Below are 17,965 nucleotides of genomic sequence, written 5' to 3'. Positions count from 1 at the left end.
TTATTTTCTTTAGTTAATATTGCTATGAGTTAAAGTATTGAATCTAATTAAATTCAATACTTTAACTGTAGTATGTGAGTTGAGGAAGTTAATATTATGAATATAAATAAAAAAGATTTAGAAAGACTATTTCAAATTATTTCCGCCTATAAAGAAAAAGAAAAAATTGAAGAATACAATATAGTTTTTTCAGCTCCATGGGAAAATAAGTATTTTTTAGCACTGGATTGTTTAAGGGAATTTAAAATAAAATTAAACGCAGTTATTTCTGAGGATTTAGAAGCAAATTATAAAGATATTATAACTAAATTTTTGAATTGGAATAAAATAATTTTTTTTAAAGAAGTAAGTTTAGAAGATATGGCTGAGATAAAGACATTATTTTTAAATATAAACAGAAACTCTTTGGTAGACATTGCACTTCTTAGAGAAGGGGATTTTGAAAGTAAGTTAGTATCTAAATTACTCCAAAAAGGCACTAAAATTTTGCTGTGGAAATGTAGTGTTGAGAGATTTAAAAAAGGAGAAAATTCTTATTACAGAAAAAAACTTCTATCGTATTATGATGAGATTTCTAAGATGGGAGTAGATATAGTTGATTTAGAGGTGGTGAGTCAAGAATGAAAGAAGCTCTTGGATTAATAGAGGTTATTGGATTAACTAATGGGATAGTTGTAGCAGATGCTATGGCTAAAACAGCAAATATAACTATACAAGACATTGAAATAACTAAAGGATGCGGATATGTAACTGTCAAAATAACTGGCGATGTAGGAGCTGTAAATGCAGCAATAAGTTCGGGAAAAGCCTTGGCAATAAAAAATGATAAGTTTATTACATCTAAGGTTATACCAAGACCGGCTGATGTTATAAATAAAAGATTTTTGAAAAATACGGAAGTGATTGACGGTAAAATTACAAATAAAAAAGAAGAAAAGAATAAAAAAGAAGAAAATAAAAAAGTTGAAGAAAATAAGGTAAAAACTAATGAAAAACAGATAGAAGCTAAGTTTGATAAAGATAAAAAAAATCAGTAGTGCATATTTATAAAAATAAAGTGACAGTGGGGATTGTATGTTTATTGCAAAAATCGTTGGCAATGTTGTTGCTACAAGAAAAAGTGAAAGTTTAATAGGATATAAACTGATGATAATTCAACCTTTAACGGCTAAAGGAGAAAATACAGGAAGAGAAAGCGTAGCTGCCGATTATGTCGGTGCCGGAATAGGTGAAATTGTATTAGTTGGTTCAGGTTCTTCTGTAAGAGTTGAAGAGAGTAAAAAATCATCTGTTATAGATTTAGCGATAATTGGAATAATAGACGAATTAATAGTTTAGAGGTTAATTTTATGGAAAAATTTAGAGGGGTTTTCAATTCAGTTCAAGAAACTATAGAATCCGTATCGTTAGCATTCAAAACATATAGAGAATTTGGAATATCAGATAGAGAAGAAATAGTAAGGGAGATAAGAAAAGAACTTTTAAAACATGTAAATGTGTTGGCTGAAAAAACTATAGATGAAATATGTATGGGGGATATAGCTTCAAAAAAACAAAAGATAAAATTAGCAATAGAAAGAACACCGGGCACTGAAGATTTATACACCGAAGTTATCACAAGAGATAAAGTAATGACTTTATATGAATTATCTCCATATGGAATAGCGTGTGCAATACAACCAAGTACAAATCCTTGTGCAACAGTTATAAATAATGTAATAGGATTGTTGTCTGCAGGCAATGGAGTAATAATATGCCCTCATCCAAGAGCAATAGAAACAACTAAATTTTTAGTAAGTATAATCAGCGATATTATTTCAAAAATTACCGGATTAGATAATTTAGTAGTTACGCTTGAAGATATATCGATGCAAAATATATCTGAAATCATGAATCATCCGGACATAGATCTTGTAGTGGTTACAGGAGGTTCATACATAGCCAAATATGCCAATAAGTGTAATAAAAAAGTAATTTCTGCGGGTCCCGGCAATCCAACGTTTATAGTAGATGAAACAGCAGATATAGAAAAAGCTGCCAGAAATATAGTAAAAGGTGCAACTTTTGATAATAATATATTATGTGTTACTGAAAAAAATATAGTTGTTGTTGATGATGTATATGAAAATTTAAAATCAGAACTTATAAAAAATTCAGTTTATTATGTTGATTCAATTGATGAAATGTTAAAACTTGCAAAAATATTGTTGACAGAGGATTTAAAACCAAACAAGTTTGTCGGGGGAAAATCAGCAAGTGATCTTTTAAAGATGGCTAGAATAGAAGTTGACAAGGAGTATGCTTTAATAGCGGTAGATGTTCCTAAAATTCATCCATTTGTCACAGAAGAATTATTAGTACCTTTAATAACGATAGTTAAAACTAAGGACTTTGAAAGCGCTCTAGATGAAGCAATATTTATTGAGCAGGGATTACATCATACAGCAGGGATTTATTCTAATATTATAGAAAGATTAAATATTGCAGCTAGAAAATTGCAGACTTCAATTTTTGTTAAGAATGGGTCTTCTCTAGACGCAATAGGTTTTTCTGATGGAAATCCTGTTAGTTTTACAATAGCAAATATAAGCGGAGAAGGGGCTATAACAACAAGACATTTTGCAAGAAGGAGAAGATGTACATTGGTAGATGCTTTTTCAATAAGGTGATATGAATGAATATTATAAATAGCAATACAAAAATTATTGTTGGGAAAAATTCATTAGACTATTTAAAAGATTATAAAAATAAAAATATTTTAATTATAACAGATAAATTTTTGGCACATAGTGAGTTAATAGATAACGTATTAAAAAATTTGTCAGAGAATAAGGTTAATCTTTTTGATGAAGTTTTCCCTGACCCAACATTAAATACTGTAAAAAATGCTTTGAAACAACTTCTATTAAATGAAATAGATGTATTAATAGCATTTGGTGGAGGTTCTCCAATAGATGCCGCTAAAGCAGTAGCATATGTGGCTCAGAAGGGATATATGAGAAATTGTGAATTAATAGCAATTCCTACAACAAGTGGTACCGGATCAGAGGTTACAAGTGTTGCAGTTATAAAAGATGAAGACAAACATTTAAAACATTTGTTAAAGTCAGAATTAATGTTACCAAAAGTTGCAATAATAGATGCAGAACTTACTAAAAGTTTACCAAATACAATAGTGGCAAATACGGGAATGGATGTATTTACACATGCTTTAGAGGCTTATGTAGGCAAAAATAGTAATATATTTTCAGATGCTTTATCAGAAAAAGCTGGAGAAATCGTAGTAAAGCATTTATATAAAAGTTATAAAGGCGAAGAATACTCTAAAGAGCAAATGCACTATGCTTCTACGCTTGCGGGTATGTCTTTTGAGATAGCTGGACTCGGATTAAACCATGCGATTGCACATCAAATAGGAGGGCAATTCGGAGTAACCCATGGATTAGCTAACAGTTTACTATTGGAAAAAGTTATAGATTATAATTCAAGCAATAATGATGTTATGAAAAAATATGTAAAGTATGCTGTAAAAATAGGACTGGCAAATAATTCTATGTCAGATGAAAAAACAATAGTTTTATTAAAAGGATTTATACATGCAATACAGCGCTTAATGAATATTCCACAAAATATATCTAAGTGTAATATAAGTAAGGAAGTTTATTTTAGCAAATTAAAAAAAATAGCAATTAATGCAAAGAAAGATAATTGTATGAAAACTACACCAATCAATATTACAGAAGAAGCGATTATAAAGATATTGAAAAAAATTTTTTGAAATATTGTAAAATAATACACAAAGAAAAATGTATTGTTTTATGGAGGAAATATTATGAATACAGATAACGTTTCGAAAGATTTATTATGTAATATGAATATTCAAAATCAAATAGATGATAAATATACTGAAAATATCAAAGATTTAGATATTATTTCAATATTTGGAAAGGATTATTTAGAACAGTTACAGAGGATAATTTCGGATGTTACAGGTTTAGCAATAGTAATAGTTGATTATAAAGGTGAACCTGTTACAAGTATGACTAATTTTTCAAAAAAATGTAAAAAACTTAGAAAACATAAAATGGCAGAAATGATATGCAAATTATCAGATGCATCAGGAGCTATAAGAGCTGCAGTAACACATAAGACAAGTATTTATTTTTGTCCTTTTGGTAGATTAGAAGTAGCGATTCCAATAGTTATAAAGGGACATTATTTAGGAGCTTTTTTAGGAGGACAAGTTTGTTGCAATGATGCTCCGGATAACGTGTATAAAATGGAGGAGTTTTTATTAGAACAATCTGTATTGGATGAGATAAGGGATCTAGAATACGAAGAAGATAGAGTATATAGTTATAGCGAATTTGTTTCAGTGGTAAAATTAATAGAATTTATAATCTTAGAAATAATAAAAAAAGAGTTAATTTCAGGATATCATGAGAATAAAAATAAATCTAAGATAAGAGAATTGGAAAATAAATTGGAAATTATGATTAAAAAAAATAATGAAATAGATTCAAAATTAAAGATTGTAACTAATACAGTAAATAAGTTTTTTATTTTAAAAGTGATTGACTCAATATCAAACCTTTTATTGATAGAAGATAGAACTATTTTGTCAGAATATATAAGTTATTTAAATGAATATTTAAATTATGCTTTAGATGATTCTCCTAAAACTATATATAAAACCATAAAAGCCATAGAAAGCTATTTTGAAATAAGAAAAATAGAGTATGGAGAAAGACTAAATTATAGAATAGAGGTTAATGAAGAAGTTCAAAATTTTATAATGCCGTATAGAATATTAATTCCATACATGTATAAATTAAGTGTAATTGGACTTTCTTTAGGAAATAAGAATTATAATATTTCGTTAGATATAAATAAAGATGGAGAGGATATTAAAATCGTTATAAAGGACAATAGGAGCATAAATGATGACAAAAATGTTGTTGTAAATGGTGAAAGAAAAGACATATCGATATTAGATGAGCATTTAAAATATTTAAATGAAAAAATGATTATTGAGTTTGGCAAACAGTACTCTACTAATTATAGTGAATCATCCAATGGAACTACTGTGTGTATAAAATTTCCAATTCAGAAATTACAGGATAAATTATGAAAAATATATTATTGATTAGTAATCAAAATTTATTAAAGAAAACAATATGTAAAATAGTCAATTCTGAATTTAGTTCGATAAAGGTATTTAATGAATCTCAGAATTACATAGATGCATTAGAGATATGCAAATATAAAAAAATAGATGTAGTTTTTTCAGATTTGCTGACAACAAATGAAGAAATTATTAATTTTAAAAAAATAATTAAAGAAATAAATAACACAATACTGTACATAATAGTCTTCAAATTTGAATTAGAGCAATTTGATGTAATGAAGATAGGATTAAATAATATTATACTTAGACCAATAAGTGTAAAAGATATAAAAGAAAAGTTGATAAATACAACTACTGAAATGTATAAAGAAAAATACGGAGCAAAAATTAATAAAATAAACAGTTTAATATGTAAGGGAGATTTTTTAAATTCGTATGCAGTTATAAAAAAAGAATTAATAGATGTATATAATACGGGAACAATAATGCAAATGAAAGATAAAACATTTGTGCTAGGACAAAATATTATTACATCAAGTAATACATATAGTCAAAAGCGCATAAAAGAACTGTTATATGCAGACTCATTAATGGACATTTCTAAAGAAGGTGCTTTAGTTTGGATTTTTGAAATTTTAGATTATTATTTTAATGCTAAATCGGTAGATAAGTATCCAATACTGGAAAATGTTTTTGTTTATATATCAGAAAATTTGGAAAAGAATATTTCTTTAAAAGATGTGGTTGATATATGTGCAATTTCTCAAGGTTACCTGAGCAGGTTATTTAAATTTGAATACAATCTTACAGTTTTAGAATATATTCATTTAAAAAAAATAAATTTAGCTAAAAGAATTTTTATTGAAGAGGATATTAGTGCAACAGAAGTGGCTTTTAGACTAGGATACAATGAAAGGGGATATTTTAGTAAAGTGTTTAAAAAGTACGAAGGGAGCACAATAGAGGAATTTAAATTTAAGTTGAGGGGATAATATGACAGAATATTTGTTAACTTCTGAATCTGTTACAGAAGGACATCCGGATAAAGTGTGTGATCAAATTTCAGATGCTATATTAGATGAGTATTTAAAAAAAGATTCGGATTCAAGAGTTGCCGTTGAAACGATGATCTCAAATAATTTATTAGTAATAGCAGGAGAAGTAACATCAAAATCTAAAGTAAATATAGAGGAAATAGCGAAACAAGTTTTAAAAGAAATTGGTTATACAGATGATAACTCCGGATTCAATGTAGATAAGTGTACCATTATTACAAATATAGATGAGCAGTCTAAAGACATATCCCAAGGAGTAAATAAGGAAAGAATTTGTGCCGGAGATCAAGGATTAGTTTATGGTTACGCAGTAGATGAAAGTTCAAATTATATGCCTATGGGAATTGAATTAGCGCATAATCTTGTAAAAAGACTAGCTTTTGTTAGAAAAGAAAATATAGTTGAAGGATTGTATCCGGATGGTAAAAGCCAAGTAAATATAGAATATAGCGAAGATAAAAAAATTAAATCTGTAAAATCTATAGTTATTGCCGCTCAACATCATGACTACATAGATTTAAATAGACTAAAGAAAAAAATTGTTGATGAGGTTATATTAAAAGAGATTGACAAGAAATATATTACTGATGAAACAAAAATATATATAAATGCTACGGGAAATTTTTCTATAGGGGGGCCTAAAGCAGATGTAGGGTTAACAGGCAGAAAGATTATAGTTGATACCTATGGTGGAGCAGGAAAACATGGTGGAGGAGCCTTTTCAGGCAAAGATTATTCTAAAGCAGATAGATGTGCAGCATATATGGCAAGATATATTGCAAAAAATATAGTTGCATCAGGTTTAGCTAGAGAATGTGAAATACAATTAGCCTATGTTATAGGTAGAGAAGAAGCTCAGAGCATGAATATAAATACATTTGGAACTGAAAATATAGATTTAGAAAATTTATATTTGGGAGTAAGACAAATATTTGATACTAACATTAATTCAATTATAGAACATTTAGACTTAAAAAGAGCAATTTATAGAGATACAGCTTGTTATGGCCATTTTGGTAGAAATTTTAGTTGGGAGAGACTGGATAAAGTTGAGTTGTTAAAAAAATTAATTTAGGAGTAAAGGTATGGAAATATTATCAATAATAGTAGCATTTTGTGGCGGATTTGTAGGAGCCTCTATAGGAGCAATACCTGCATTTATAATGACAGGATTTTTTGCAATAATATCAGGCATATTGGGGTTGTCAGGGATAAGTGATAATACTTTAGGAATTATAGCTTTTGGACCTTTTTTTGGACCACATATAACTTTTGCAGCAGGAGCAGCTGCAGCAGCATTTGCAAAAAACAGAAGAAATAAATTAGAATCATCTCAGGAAATCTTAACCCCTTTATTTGGGAAAAACGATCCCACTATTTTATTGGTGGGAGGATTGTATGGAATATTAGGATATATAATATGGTATTTAATTAGTAATCAAACAGTTATGATAACTGATTTTCCAGCTGTTTCTGTAACGGGAGTACTTATAATAAATAGATATGTACTGGGGAATACAGGAATTACTGGGAAACCTTTAAATGGTCAGAAAAAAGTGTGGAAACCAACATCGATTGAAATCATACACCATGGTTTATTTGGTGCAGTATTAGGATTATTAGTAATAATAGGTGCAAAACAGCTGATTGGTGTAGGAATATCTGAAGAAAATATGAAAATTTATCCTGTACTTATATTCGGAATAAGTGCTTTTTCACTTATATTTTTGCAAGCTGGATGGAGCATACCTATAACACACCATATAGCATATCCTGCAGCAGCAGTTTATATTATGTCGGGAAGCATAGTTGTGGCAACAATTTTTTCAGCTTTAAATTCTATAGGGTGGGTTTTAGCGGCAAAAATATTTAATACTGATTGTGATACATATATAGATCCTCCAGCTATTGTTATAGCAACAAGTTTATTGATAGCTAATTTAATTTTTTAAGAGGAACAACCTATGAATAAAGAAAAATTAATAGATGAAATAGCCGATAGAGTAATGTTAGAATTAAAAAAATTTGAAAATTATAAAATACCGGTAGGAGTATCCAATAGGCATGTTCATATTTCAAGAGAAGATTTAGATATACTTTTTGGAAAAGACTATGAATTAACAGTAAAAAAAGAATTAAAACAGCCGGGACAATTTGCGGCGGAAGAGGCAGTAACTATAGTAGGACCAAAGGGACAATTTGAAAATGTTAGGATATTAGGACCTATTAGAAGAGAGAGTCAAGTTGAAATATCACTTACAGATGCTTTTAGATTGGGAGTATCAGCGCCAATAAAAGAGTCGGGAAGTTTAGAAAACACTCCGGGAATTGAAATAGTTGGGCCAAAAGGAAGTGTAAAATTAGAAAGAGGAACTATAGTAGCATTAAGACATATTCATTTGACACCATCTCAAGCTAAAAAGTTTAATGTAAAAGAAGGAGAGTTTGTAGATGTACAGTGTTTTGGTTGCAGAAAAGCTACAATAAGTAATGTCTTAATTAGAGTTTCAGAAAAATATTCTATAGAAATGCATTTAGATACAGATGAAGCAAATGCTATAGGAGTTAAGAATGGTGATTTCATAATATTAAGCAAGATTTTAAACGGGTGATATTTTGATTGAAAAAGAAGAAGTAGAAGAGTTGTGTAAATTAATAGAAATTAATAAAAAAAATAAATTTAAAGGGAAATTAAAAGTTGGAGTTGATTTAGGGACTTCTAATATAGTTTTAGTAGTATTAGATTCAAGAAATAAGCTTATAGCAGCTAAATCTTGTAAATCAAAAGTGGTAAAAGATGGTATAGTTGTTGACTATATACAAGCTGTACAAGTTGTTAGAAAATTAAAATTAGAGCTAGAAGAAGAATTAAATACAACGCTGGATGTTGCAAGTTGTGCAATACCGCCAGGAATACACAAAAGCAGTATAAGAATAATAGAGAATGTTGTTGAAAGTTCAGGATTTAAAGTTTCAGTTGTATTAGATGAGCCTACAGCTGCTGCTACAGTTTTAGAAATAAAAGAGGGAGCTATAGTAGATTTAGGTGGGGGAACTACAGGAATAAGTATTTTAAATGACAGTAAAATTATATTCACTGCTGATGAACCGACGGGAGGCTCACATATGACTTTAACTATAGCTGGATATTACAATATAGATTTTGATGAAGCAGAAAAAATAAAAATAGATATGAAGAGAGAAAGAGAAGTTTTTGTTATAATTAAACCTGTTTTAGAAAAAATGGCATATATAACTAAAAACTTTATTAAAGATTTTTCCGTCAATAAAATTTATTTAGTTGGAGGGGCTTCTAATTTTAACGGAATAGAAGAAATCTTTAATACTATTACAGGGATAAAAACTGAAAGAGCAAAAAACCCACATTTGATAACACCGTTGGGCATAGCAAAGAACTGTTAGTTTGGAGGCAATATGGATAAAATAATAGTGGAAGATTTAATTAGAAAAGTAATAGATGATATAAAAAATGAAGGAAAGAGTATAGAATATACTCAGAGCAGATTTGGAATATTTGAAGACATGAATAGTGCGATAGAAGCCAGTGCAGAAGCCCAAAAAAAGTTATATTCTCTATCTTTACAACAGAGAAATGAGATAGCTAATATTATAAGAGAAGTTGTACTAAAAACAGAAAACTTGGAGTTAATATCATATAAAGCCGTAGAAGAAACTGGGATTGGAAAATATGAAGATAAGATTATAAAAAATAAAGTTGCGGCTGAAAAAACACCCGGAAAAGAAGATTTGATTACAAGAGCAATTTCTGGAGAATATGGTTTAATGATAGAAGAATACTGTCCGTTTGGTGTTATTGGCTCAATAACACCAACCACTAATCCAACTGAAACAATAATAAATAATTCTATATCTATGATAGTTGGTGGTAATACAGTAGTATTTTCTCCACATCCAAGAGCTAAAGAAACTTCAAAATTATTAATAAAAATGATAAATGAAGCATTAGAAGAAAGGGGAGCACCAAAAAATTTAATAACAATGGTAGAAGAGCCATCAATAGAAAATACTAACATAATGATGAATCATCCGCAGATAAGATTGTTAGTAGCTACAGGAGGACCTGGAATAGTACAGTCAGTATTGTCATCAGGTAAAAAAGCAATAGGAGCAGGAGCCGGTAATCCTCCGGTTGTAGTAGATAGAACAGCAGATTTGGATAATGCTGCAAAAAGTATTGTTGCGGGAGCAAGTTTTGACAATAATGTTCCGTGTATAGCTGAAAAAGAAGTATTTGCGGATATGAATATTTGCGATTTGTTAATACATTATATGAAGAGATATGGAGCATATGAGTTGACATCTGCAGAGACAATTCAGCAATTAGATGAATTGGTTAGTCAAGAAAATGGCAAACCTAAAACGGAATTTGTTGGAAAGAGTGCTAAATATATTTTAAATAAATTAGGAGTAGATGTGCCTGATGAAATTAAACTAATAATAATGAGAGTTGGGAAGAATCATCATTTAGTTCAAGAAGAAATGATGATGCCTATATTACCTATAGTAGCTTGTGAAAATGTAGACTTAGCAATAAAATATGCACATGAAGCGGAACATGGTAATAGACATACGGCTATTATGCATTCTAAAAATGTAGATAATTTATCAAATATGGCAAAACTTTTAGAGTGTACAATTTTTGTTAAAAATGCACCATCTTACGCAGGAATAGGAGTAGGGGGAGAAGGAAGTACTACATTTACGATTGCGGGACCTACAGGGGAAGGAATAACTTCGGCAAAAAGTTTTTGTAGAATAAGAAGATGTACAATTAAAGATTCATTTAGTATTAGGTAAATATTATAAAAGTAGTGTCATAAAATTATCGACACTATTTTTTATGCAAAATATTTATTTAAATGGAACTATTTTGATTTTATAGAGTCTAATAGTATAAAAGGAGGGAGAAATGGGCGTAAATGAAGATTTTAAAAATTTAATGGAAAATAGAGAAGATAAACTTTATAAAATTGCATTTACTTATTTGAGAAATAGAGATGACTCTATGGATTGCGTTCAAGAGACGCTCTTAAAAGGACTAAAAAACTATCATACACTTCAAAATAAAAAATACTTTGACACTTGGATTATAAGGATTTTAATCAACACTTGTATCGACTATATAAATAAAAATAAAAGTACAGTTCAATTAAATGAAGAAATAACAAGAGAAGAGATAATAGAAAATTATGAAGATACAATAGACCTCATAAATGCAATAGGAGAATTGAAAAGTGAGCAAAGAGAATTAATATTTTTAAAGTATTTTAAAGGATACTCAAATTTTGAAATAGCTCGGGAAATGAATATAAAAGAGGGAACGGTGAAGAGCAGGGTACACAGAATTTTAAAGAAGCTTAAATTTTCAATGGAGTGATATGGAGTGAGGATAATATGGATTTAAAAAATTTAGATAATATAAAAATTCCAGAAGAATTGAATGGATTAAAAGAAAAATTGTATAGAGATGAAATGAATAGTAAGGCTAAGAAGTTCAGATATTCTTATATAGCGGCTACTTTGGCTTTTATATTTGTATTGGGAATGGCGTTTCCAAAATATACAAAAGATTTACCGCTGTATAACAATATATTTGAGTTATTTGGAGATGGAAACTATCAGAGTGCAAGTGAGCACATTGATGAAGAAGTAGTTTCAAATGGAGTTAGCATAAGACTTGTAGATGCTGTTTACTCAAACAATGAAGTTAGTTTGACCACTATTATAAAAATGAAAGAGCCAATTGGAGAAAATGTAGCTTTGAGTTCAGATTTAGCAATTAAAAATTTTAATATTCTTGGAATGACAGGTAATTCTGGAGTTAAATATATGGGAAATGGGATCTATATATCAGAAAGTAAGATGAATATAGATTTTAAAGAGCATAAATCAAAAAAATTTGCTGAAAAAGCTGACAAGATAAAAGTTAAGTATAAAATTGACGGGATATTTAACTATGAAACCAAGAAAGAGATAAAAGGAAATTGGAAATTTGATATAGAATTAGAAAATTTAAAGTCAGATGTGCATGTATTAAATAATAAACAAGAACAAAATGGAATCTATTTGAACATAGATAGGATTGAGATTGATGATGTGGGAACTAATTTTAAAATTTCTTGGTGGAATGATTTAAAATTAGATGCTATGATAAATCAAGTTGATGATATTTATTTAGTAGACACAAATGGGAATAGCTTTAAATTAGAACAAAAAGGTATTTGGGGAAATAAAGATATTGTAAATTCAGAAGCTAAATTTTCTAAAAAGATAGATACTGACCAAGACTATATTTTAAAATGCACAATGAGAAAATCAGATATAATAGGCTATAATGAACAGGGAAAAATTGAAAAGTATGAAATAAAAGACAGAAGAGTGTATGAAAAAATACCAAATGTAATAGAATTTGAAATCCCGGTAAATTTGAAAAAATAAAATTGACTAAAGAGGTGGTATTATAGAATGATTTTTACGCATTCTGCAACACCACCTTTGGTTTTTAAAGCTCTTCTATTATTTCATAATCACTTTTTGTTTCATCATTTTCATGCAAATATAGTGCTGCATAAGTTCCCTCCATGTAAGGAGTTAGAATTAAAAATCCAAGCCCAAATGTAAGAACAGATACAATAACCCATGGAATGAAAGAAAGATTTAATATAAAAATTTCAAATTTCTTTCCTGAAGTCATTTCTTTAGAGAGCATCATGGCCTCTTTAGCGGAATATTCAGGATGGTCAGATAGAATATATGGTACATAGTAGTATTGATATCCTTTAACTATTCCAGGAATTACAAGAAGTAATGACCACAAAAATATAATTATATCCACATATAACATCTTAAGAGCATATCCAACCCAATGATTATCTGTAAAAGTTGTAAACATATCTGCGACTCTGACTTCATCATATCTATAGCCGTTTAAAAAGAATCTTTTAAGTCCAATGCGCATAGGTTTTACAATAAATATTGAGCCTAAGATACCAACTACAAACAAAATCAAAAGTAGTGTACCAGTTACAGATATTGTGGCAAATTTTGCCAATTTATCAAAACTATTTTTAGGAGTTGTAGTTAATTTATTGATAAAAATATTATCTGATGTGTTTTTGTTGTAGATTGAATACTCATATTTTTCATTCATATCAACATGGAAATTTTTAAATTTTTCAATTTGAAGATTTTTTGGTGCATCAATTATTTGGTTTTGTTCAACCGAAGTGTTATTATCTTCATAACTTGAATTAGATGACCCACCATTTCCTGAAAATATTCCTTCCACCAGAGTAAGTATAAGACAAGCTATTACAGCTTTTAGGATATATTCTCTTAAAAATTGTTTTGATTTGTTTTTTAACTCAGGTCTAGTCCACATATTATCCTCCTTTATATTGTAATATTAAGTTAATTTTAATATAAAAAATTGTTAAGTACAATATTGATAATTAATCCGACAACTCCACCTATTAATAGTAGCTTATATAGACTAACTTTTCTCAAATACAATATAAGTCCTACGACAAAAGTTACCATAGCGGAAATATTTAAAGGATTTGTGAGAATTGAACTCTGTATTAGAGAGAGTGCTGTGATAAATATAAGCGATACCACACAAGCTTTTATGCCTATCAACATATAATTCAAACCTTTAAAAGTTTTACGCTTTTTAAATAAAAAATATCCTAGTAGCAACATCAAAATTGATTGAGTGGTTATGAAGCCTGTAGTTGCAACTATAGAGCCTAAAATTCCACCAATTTTTTGTCCGACAAATGTTGCACAGTTTATCGCTATAGGACCTGGAGTCATCTGGGATATGCTTACCACATCAATAAATTCTGACATTGTGAGCCATCCGTTTTTTTCAACTACAAATTTTCTTATAAGGGGAATGGTTGCATAACCACCACCAAAGGCGAATGTGCCAATTTTAAGAAATGTCAGATATAATTTTAAAAACATCATTTCACATCTCCATTTCTAAGGTAAAAAGTTAAAATAGCTATAACTGCACTTCCAAAAATAAGTTTTGCAGTGTCAACTTTAAAAAAGAAACTCAAGATGAACACCAAAACAATTATTATTGATGAAAAGTATTTATATTTTTTTGTAGCATTTTTACCCATCTCGTATACCGTAACTAAGAGTACAGCGCAAATTATTCCACTGATTCCATCTAAAATTGACCTTACAAAAAAATTTGTCTTAAACTGAACATAAAACATAGAAACAATGCTCAAAATTATCAAGCAAGGAAGAGTTGAAGCTATTAAACAAACTATAGCTCCACAAAATCCTCTAAGTCTGTAGCCTGTTAAAAATGAAGTAGAGATTGCCATAGCTCCCGGGCCACTCTGTGCAAGTGCAACAATATCATACATTTCATCTTCACTTAAAAGCTTCTTATTCTTAGCAAATTCATTAGAAATTATAGGAACTATAGTATAGCCCCCACCAAATGTTATGGCGTTTATTTTAAAGAAAATTATAAACAATTCAAATAGAGATATATTCATTTTTATCCTCCTAAATTATATTGTATCACTAGTTTAGGAATGTGGAAATTTAAAAGATTTTGTGTGATAATAGCTAATAAGAATGGGAGTGAATAAATATGAAAGTTGGAATAATTGGTGTAGGTAATATGGGCGGAGCAATCGCTCATGCTCTTATAAAAAATGGATTCGAGTTATATTTGACAAATAAGTCAGGAAATTTAGAAGAGTTCAAAGGAGAAAATGTACATATAGTAGGAGCAAAAGAGCTTACTCAAAAATCAGACTATATAATTTTAGCTGTGAAACCTCATGTTTATTCAGTGGTAGTTGATGAAATAAGAGACCATTTAAGAGAAGAGACTATTGTAATTTCAATAGCAGCTGGTCAAACCATTGAGAGTTTAACCAATTTACTCGGGAAGAGAAAATTTATCTTATCAATGCCAAATACACCGGCGATGGTCGGAGAGGGAATGAGCGCTATATGTCCTAGTGAAAAAGTAACTGAAGAAGAAATTGAAGATGTTAAGAAAATTTTTAGTTCATTTGGAAAAGTAAGTATTTTAAATAGTGACTTGTTTCATGGATTTGGAGCAGCTTGTGGAGCTTTGCCGGCGTATGTATATATGTTTATAGAGGCGGTTTCTGATGCGGCTGTTTTAACCGGACTAAAGAGAGATGATGCATACAAATTTGTTGCACAAACTGTACTTGGTTCAGCTAAGATGGTTTTGGAAACTCAGAAACATCCGGGAGAATTAAAAGATATGGTAACTTCTCCGGGTGGAACTACAATTGAAGGTGTTAGAGCACTTGAAGAAAAGGGATTTAGAGGAACAGTTATAGATGCAATACTTGCGGCTGAGAAGAAATCCAAGACTATGAGAAAGGAATAGATATGAGAGATTTAATAATTTTACTTGAAGATGGTTTTGAAGAAATTGAAGCTCTTACGATAAATGACTATCTTAGAAGAGCTGAAATAGAAGTCGATTTAGTATCAGTAAAAAATGTTAGAGAAGTTGAGTCATCACATGGAGTAAAAATTATAGCTGATTATTTGTTAGATGAAGTTAAAATTGATGACTACAGAGGTATATACATTCCCGGTGGACAACCTGGCTCGACTAATTTGAGCAATAATAGCCGAGTTAGAGAATTGGTTTCAATGTATGACAGCTCAGACAAGTATGTTGTTGCAATTTGCGCAGGTCCAATGGTGCTTGATGCGGCAGGAGTGCTTAAAAGCAAAAAATTTACATGCTATCCAGGAGTTGAAAATAGACTTACAAACCAAGATAGAATTGATGAGATAGTAGTTGAAGATGAGAATATAATCACTGCTATGGGACCTTCAATAGCTCAAATTTTGGCGTTTAAATTAATAAGTTTATTTAAAGATGATGAAACTTCTGAAAAGATAAAAAAAGACGTTTTATTCTATGAATTGGAGAGAGAAATAAGAAAAAATGACTGAAAAATTTTATCCGGGTTATTTAAGTGATATAGAGGGCATAAAGGTAGGTCATGCTCAAAATTATGACGCTCTTACAGGAGTAACTGTAATAATACCTGACAAAGCAGTTAAGTGCGGAGTTGATGTTAGGGGTTCAGCTCCGGGGACAAGAGAAACTGACTTGTTAAAGAGCGAAAACATGGTTGACGAGGTCAATGCAGTAGTCCTATCAGGAGGTTCTGCATTTGGTCTTGAAGCATCCAGCGGAGTTATGGAATATTTAAGAGAAAGAGAAATTGGACTTGATACAGGTTTTGCTAAAGTTCCGATTGTCGTATCTGCCGTAATATTTGATTTATCCGTTGGCAATGCAAATATACGACCGGATTTTAAAATGGGATATTCTGCTTGTGAAAATGTTTCAAAGGGCACCGGTATGGGTTCTATTGGAGCAGGTACAGGGGCAAGTGTTGGAAAAATACTTGGAAATAAATATGCCATGAAGTCCGGTTTAGGGCAAGCAAGTATGCAGTTCGGAGAACTTAAAATTGCAGCGCTTACAATATTAAATGCATTTGGAGATGTGTTTGATTCTGAAAGAAGAATTCAAATTGCAGGATGTTACTCACAAGAAGAGAGAAAATTTTTAGATACATTAAAAGTATATGAAAATTTGAGTGACTATGATGCGTTTAAGGGAAGAAACACCACAATCTCAATAGTTGCCACAAATGGAAAACTTTCAAAAGTACAACTAAATAAAGTATCTCAAATGGCTCATGATGGATATGCAAGGTCTATTGAACCCGTTCACACTATGTTTGATGGAGATACAATATTTTCAGTTGCAACTGGAGAAGTTGAATGTGATGTAACTTTTACAGGCTCTATGGCAGCAAGGTGTATTTCAAGAAGTATAGCAAATGCAATTTATGGTTCAGAAGACGGTGGAGATTTAAAAAGTTTTAAATCTTTAAATCTCTAAAAATTTGAAGAGTATCTTAACAGAACTCTATCAGGAGGAAAAATGAATAGAACAAACAGTAGGACAAAAAACAGAAAGCTTATTATTACATCGATTTTAGGTGCGATTACGGTCGCTTTAGGATTTACTCCGTTGGGATTTATTCCGCTTGGAATTTTAAATGCGACTACTTTACACATTCCGGTAATTATAGGAGCGATAGTTGAAGGACCATTAGTTGGAGCATTGGTAGGCTTGATTTTTGGCATATCGTCAATAATGAGGTCAATAATGAACACCACACCACTTACTCCTTTTATAATGAATCCATTGGTGTCTGTATTGCCAAGAGTTTTAATAGGTATATTTGCAGGATACACATATATTTGGGTAAAAAAATTAGATGAAAAATTGCTCAAGAATTTATCATACATCGCATGGATAATTTGTTCAGCATTTTTAGGGTATGTACTATATTCTAATATTGCTAATGGTGGAACTACCATGACAATAATTTTAAGTGCAATATTTTTAGCACTTAGCTTGTTTATGTTGTATTACACAAATAAAAAGATGAATTCAGATTTTGCAGCAGTTGCAAGCTCATTTATAGGCTCTATGACCAATACAGTATTCTTCTTGGGAATGATGTACGTATTATACGCAGAACAATATATGATAGCAGTTGGACAACCTGTTGAACTAGCAAGAAAAGTTATTTTTGGCATTGCCATAACTTCGGGAATTCCAGAGGCAATACTTTCTGTAATAGTAACTACGGCAGTAGTTAAGGGAGTTCTACTTTCAAAGAGGTAA

General features: G+C 30.1%; 21 protein-coding genes. 18 read left to right on the top strand and 3 right to left on the bottom strand.

What is annotated here, in order from left to right; translation table 11 throughout:
- Nucleotides 1-96 precede the first annotated feature (96 nt).
- The 14 genes from DYE58_RS06585 (at nt 97) to DYE58_RS06520 (ending at nt 12,663) form a co-directional block, all read left to right on the top strand.
- Nucleotides 97-624, top strand: coding sequence for a hypothetical protein (locus tag DYE58_RS06585; RefSeq protein WP_115312121.1), 528 nt, complete (start codon nt 97-99; stop codon nt 622-624).
- A complete protein-coding gene (locus DYE58_RS06580) occupies nt 621-1,037 on the top strand; it encodes a BMC domain-containing protein (protein WP_004819686.1) in 417 nt (138 codons plus the stop codon). Before DYE58_RS06585 ends, DYE58_RS06580 begins: the two co-directional genes overlap by 4 nt.
- A 37-nt stretch (nt 1,038-1,074) precedes the next feature.
- Complete coding sequence (locus DYE58_RS06575) at nt 1,075-1,338, top strand: EutN/CcmL family microcompartment protein (RefSeq protein WP_004819687.1); 264 nt, start codon at nt 1,075-1,077, stop codon at nt 1,336-1,338.
- Nucleotides 1,339-1,349: 11 nt separating this feature from the next.
- On the top strand, nt 1,350-2,669 hold the full coding sequence (locus DYE58_RS06570; protein WP_004819694.1) for an aldehyde dehydrogenase: 1,320 nt from the start codon (nt 1,350-1,352) through the stop codon (nt 2,667-2,669).
- Between the two features lie 5 nt (nt 2,670-2,674).
- Nucleotides 2,675-3,778 carry an iron-containing alcohol dehydrogenase gene (locus tag DYE58_RS06565; RefSeq protein WP_115312120.1) on the top strand — a complete coding sequence of 368 codons (1,104 nt, stop codon included), beginning with the start codon at nt 2,675-2,677 and terminating at the stop codon, nt 3,776-3,778.
- Between the two features lie 54 nt (nt 3,779-3,832).
- The gene (locus DYE58_RS06560) at nt 3,833-5,131 is read left to right on the top strand and encodes a PocR ligand-binding domain-containing protein (protein ID WP_115312119.1); all 1,299 of its coding nucleotides are present in this window, start codon (nt 3,833-3,835) and stop codon (nt 5,129-5,131) included.
- Nucleotides 5,128-6,120 (top strand): helix-turn-helix transcriptional regulator, encoded by a 993-nt coding sequence (locus DYE58_RS06555; RefSeq protein ID WP_004819700.1) that lies wholly within the window; start codon nt 5,128-5,130, stop codon nt 6,118-6,120. Before DYE58_RS06560 ends, DYE58_RS06555 begins: the two co-directional genes overlap by 4 nt.
- 1 nt (nt 6,121) lies before the next feature.
- Nucleotides 6,122-7,258 carry a methionine adenosyltransferase gene (gene metK, locus DYE58_RS06550; protein ID WP_004819701.1) on the top strand — a complete coding sequence of 379 codons (1,137 nt, stop codon included), beginning with the start codon at nt 6,122-6,124 and terminating at the stop codon, nt 7,256-7,258.
- Nucleotides 7,259-7,268: 10 nt separating this feature from the next.
- Nucleotides 7,269-8,135 (top strand): DUF7973 family transport facilitator, encoded by an 867-nt coding sequence (locus DYE58_RS06545; protein ID WP_004819702.1) that lies wholly within the window; start codon nt 7,269-7,271, stop codon nt 8,133-8,135.
- 12 nt (nt 8,136-8,147) lie between these two features.
- Nucleotides 8,148-8,795, top strand: a complete 648-nt coding sequence (pduL, locus tag DYE58_RS06540) for a phosphate propanoyltransferase (protein ID WP_004819703.1) — start codon at nt 8,148-8,150, stop codon at nt 8,793-8,795.
- A 4-nt stretch (nt 8,796-8,799) separates the two neighbouring features.
- Nucleotides 8,800-9,606 (top strand): ethanolamine utilization protein EutJ, encoded by an 807-nt coding sequence (eutJ, locus tag DYE58_RS06535; protein ID WP_004819706.1) that lies wholly within the window; start codon nt 8,800-8,802, stop codon nt 9,604-9,606.
- Nucleotides 9,607-9,618: 12 nt separating this feature from the next.
- The gene (locus tag DYE58_RS06530) at nt 9,619-11,022 is read left to right on the top strand and encodes an aldehyde dehydrogenase family protein (protein ID WP_004819707.1); all 1,404 of its coding nucleotides are present in this window, start codon (nt 9,619-9,621) and stop codon (nt 11,020-11,022) included.
- Nucleotides 11,023-11,134: 112 nt separating this feature from the next.
- A complete protein-coding gene (locus DYE58_RS06525; RefSeq protein WP_004819711.1) occupies nt 11,135-11,602 on the top strand; it encodes a sigma-70 family RNA polymerase sigma factor in 468 nt (155 codons plus the stop codon).
- A gap of 17 nt (nt 11,603-11,619) precedes the next feature.
- Nucleotides 11,620-12,663: a DUF4179 domain-containing protein gene (locus tag DYE58_RS06520; RefSeq protein WP_040552147.1), complete on the top strand. Its 1,044-nt coding sequence runs from the start codon at nt 11,620-11,622 to the stop codon at nt 12,661-12,663.
- Between the two features lie 64 nt (nt 12,664-12,727).
- Here the strand turns inward: DYE58_RS06520 and DYE58_RS06515 are convergent, their stop codons facing one another.
- Genes DYE58_RS06515 through DYE58_RS06505 form a run of 3 tightly spaced genes read right to left on the bottom strand, consistent with a single transcriptional unit; the run spans nt 12,728 to nt 14,747 of the window.
- Nucleotides 12,728-13,606 carry a DUF975 family protein gene (locus tag DYE58_RS06515; protein WP_050794607.1) on the bottom strand — a complete coding sequence of 293 codons (879 nt, stop codon included), beginning with the start codon at nt 13,604-13,606 and terminating at the stop codon, nt 12,728-12,730.
- 35 nt (nt 13,607-13,641) lie between these two features.
- Nucleotides 13,642-14,196, bottom strand: coding sequence for a chromate transporter (locus DYE58_RS06510; RefSeq protein WP_245946065.1), 555 nt, complete (start codon nt 14,194-14,196; stop codon nt 13,642-13,644).
- Complete coding sequence (locus DYE58_RS06505; RefSeq protein ID WP_004819721.1) at nt 14,193-14,747, bottom strand: chromate transporter; 555 nt, start codon at nt 14,745-14,747, stop codon at nt 14,193-14,195. Before DYE58_RS06505 ends, DYE58_RS06510 begins: the two co-directional genes overlap by 4 nt.
- Before the next feature lie 98 nt (nt 14,748-14,845).
- Between DYE58_RS06505 and proC the strand changes: the two genes are divergently transcribed.
- Genes proC through DYE58_RS06485 form a run of 4 tightly spaced genes read left to right on the top strand, consistent with a single transcriptional unit; the run spans nt 14,846 to nt 17,965 of the window.
- On the top strand, nt 14,846-15,625 hold the full coding sequence (gene proC, locus DYE58_RS06500) for a pyrroline-5-carboxylate reductase (protein WP_004819723.1): 780 nt from the start codon (nt 14,846-14,848) through the stop codon (nt 15,623-15,625).
- A 2-nt stretch (nt 15,626-15,627) separates the two neighbouring features.
- Nucleotides 15,628-16,206 (top strand): DJ-1 family glyoxalase III, encoded by a 579-nt coding sequence (locus DYE58_RS06495; protein WP_004819724.1) that lies wholly within the window; start codon nt 15,628-15,630, stop codon nt 16,204-16,206.
- Complete coding sequence (locus DYE58_RS06490; protein WP_004819725.1) at nt 16,199-17,170, top strand: P1 family peptidase; 972 nt, start codon at nt 16,199-16,201, stop codon at nt 17,168-17,170. The genes DYE58_RS06495 and DYE58_RS06490 overlap by 8 nt, the downstream gene beginning before the upstream one ends.
- A 42-nt stretch (nt 17,171-17,212) precedes the next feature.
- On the top strand, nt 17,213-17,965 hold the full coding sequence (locus DYE58_RS06485) for an ECF transporter S component (RefSeq protein ID WP_004819729.1): 753 nt from the start codon (nt 17,213-17,215) through the stop codon (nt 17,963-17,965).

It is taken from the genome of Peptoniphilus indolicus, from assembly GCF_900454665.1.
Classification (GTDB): Bacteria; Bacillota; Clostridia; order Tissierellales; family Peptoniphilaceae; genus Peptoniphilus; species Peptoniphilus indolicus.
Note: the sequence above shows the minus strand (reverse complement) of the source record. Positions and strands in the feature narration are given on the sequence as shown.

Coding starts and splice junctions, on each gene's coding strand:
- DYE58_RS06585 (WP_115312121.1), top strand. CDS start 97: ATGAATATAAATAAAAAAGATTTAGAAAGACTATTTCAAATTATTTCC.
- DYE58_RS06580 (WP_004819686.1), top strand. CDS start 621: ATGAAAGAAGCTCTTGGATTAATAGAGGTTATTGGATTAACTAATGGG.
- DYE58_RS06575 (WP_004819687.1), top strand. CDS start 1,075: ATGTTTATTGCAAAAATCGTTGGCAATGTTGTTGCTACAAGAAAAAGT.
- DYE58_RS06570 (WP_004819694.1), top strand. CDS start 1,350: ATGGAAAAATTTAGAGGGGTTTTCAATTCAGTTCAAGAAACTATAGAA.
- DYE58_RS06565 (WP_115312120.1), top strand. CDS start 2,675: ATGAATATTATAAATAGCAATACAAAAATTATTGTTGGGAAAAATTCA.
- DYE58_RS06560 (WP_115312119.1), top strand. CDS start 3,833: ATGAATACAGATAACGTTTCGAAAGATTTATTATGTAATATGAATATT.
- DYE58_RS06555 (WP_004819700.1), top strand. CDS start 5,128: ATGAAAAATATATTATTGATTAGTAATCAAAATTTATTAAAGAAAACA.
- metK (WP_004819701.1), top strand. CDS start 6,122: ATGACAGAATATTTGTTAACTTCTGAATCTGTTACAGAAGGACATCCG.
- DYE58_RS06545 (WP_004819702.1), top strand. CDS start 7,269: ATGGAAATATTATCAATAATAGTAGCATTTTGTGGCGGATTTGTAGGA.
- pduL (WP_004819703.1), top strand. CDS start 8,148: ATGAATAAAGAAAAATTAATAGATGAAATAGCCGATAGAGTAATGTTA.
- DYE58_RS06530 (WP_004819707.1), top strand. CDS start 9,619: ATGGATAAAATAATAGTGGAAGATTTAATTAGAAAAGTAATAGATGAT.
- DYE58_RS06525 (WP_004819711.1), top strand. CDS start 11,135: ATGGGCGTAAATGAAGATTTTAAAAATTTAATGGAAAATAGAGAAGAT.
- DYE58_RS06520 (WP_040552147.1), top strand. CDS start 11,620: ATGGATTTAAAAAATTTAGATAATATAAAAATTCCAGAAGAATTGAAT.
- DYE58_RS06515 (WP_050794607.1), bottom strand. CDS start 13,606: ATGTGGACTAGACCTGAGTTAAAAAACAAATCAAAACAATTTTTAAGA.
- DYE58_RS06510 (WP_245946065.1), bottom strand. CDS start 14,196: ATGATGTTTTTAAAATTATATCTGACATTTCTTAAAATTGGCACATTC.
- DYE58_RS06505 (WP_004819721.1), bottom strand. CDS start 14,747: ATGAATATATCTCTATTTGAATTGTTTATAATTTTCTTTAAAATAAAC.
- proC (WP_004819723.1), top strand. CDS start 14,846: ATGAAAGTTGGAATAATTGGTGTAGGTAATATGGGCGGAGCAATCGCT.
- DYE58_RS06495 (WP_004819724.1), top strand. CDS start 15,628: ATGAGAGATTTAATAATTTTACTTGAAGATGGTTTTGAAGAAATTGAA.
- DYE58_RS06490 (WP_004819725.1), top strand. CDS start 16,199: ATGACTGAAAAATTTTATCCGGGTTATTTAAGTGATATAGAGGGCATA.
- DYE58_RS06485 (WP_004819729.1), top strand. CDS start 17,213: ATGAATAGAACAAACAGTAGGACAAAAAACAGAAAGCTTATTATTACA.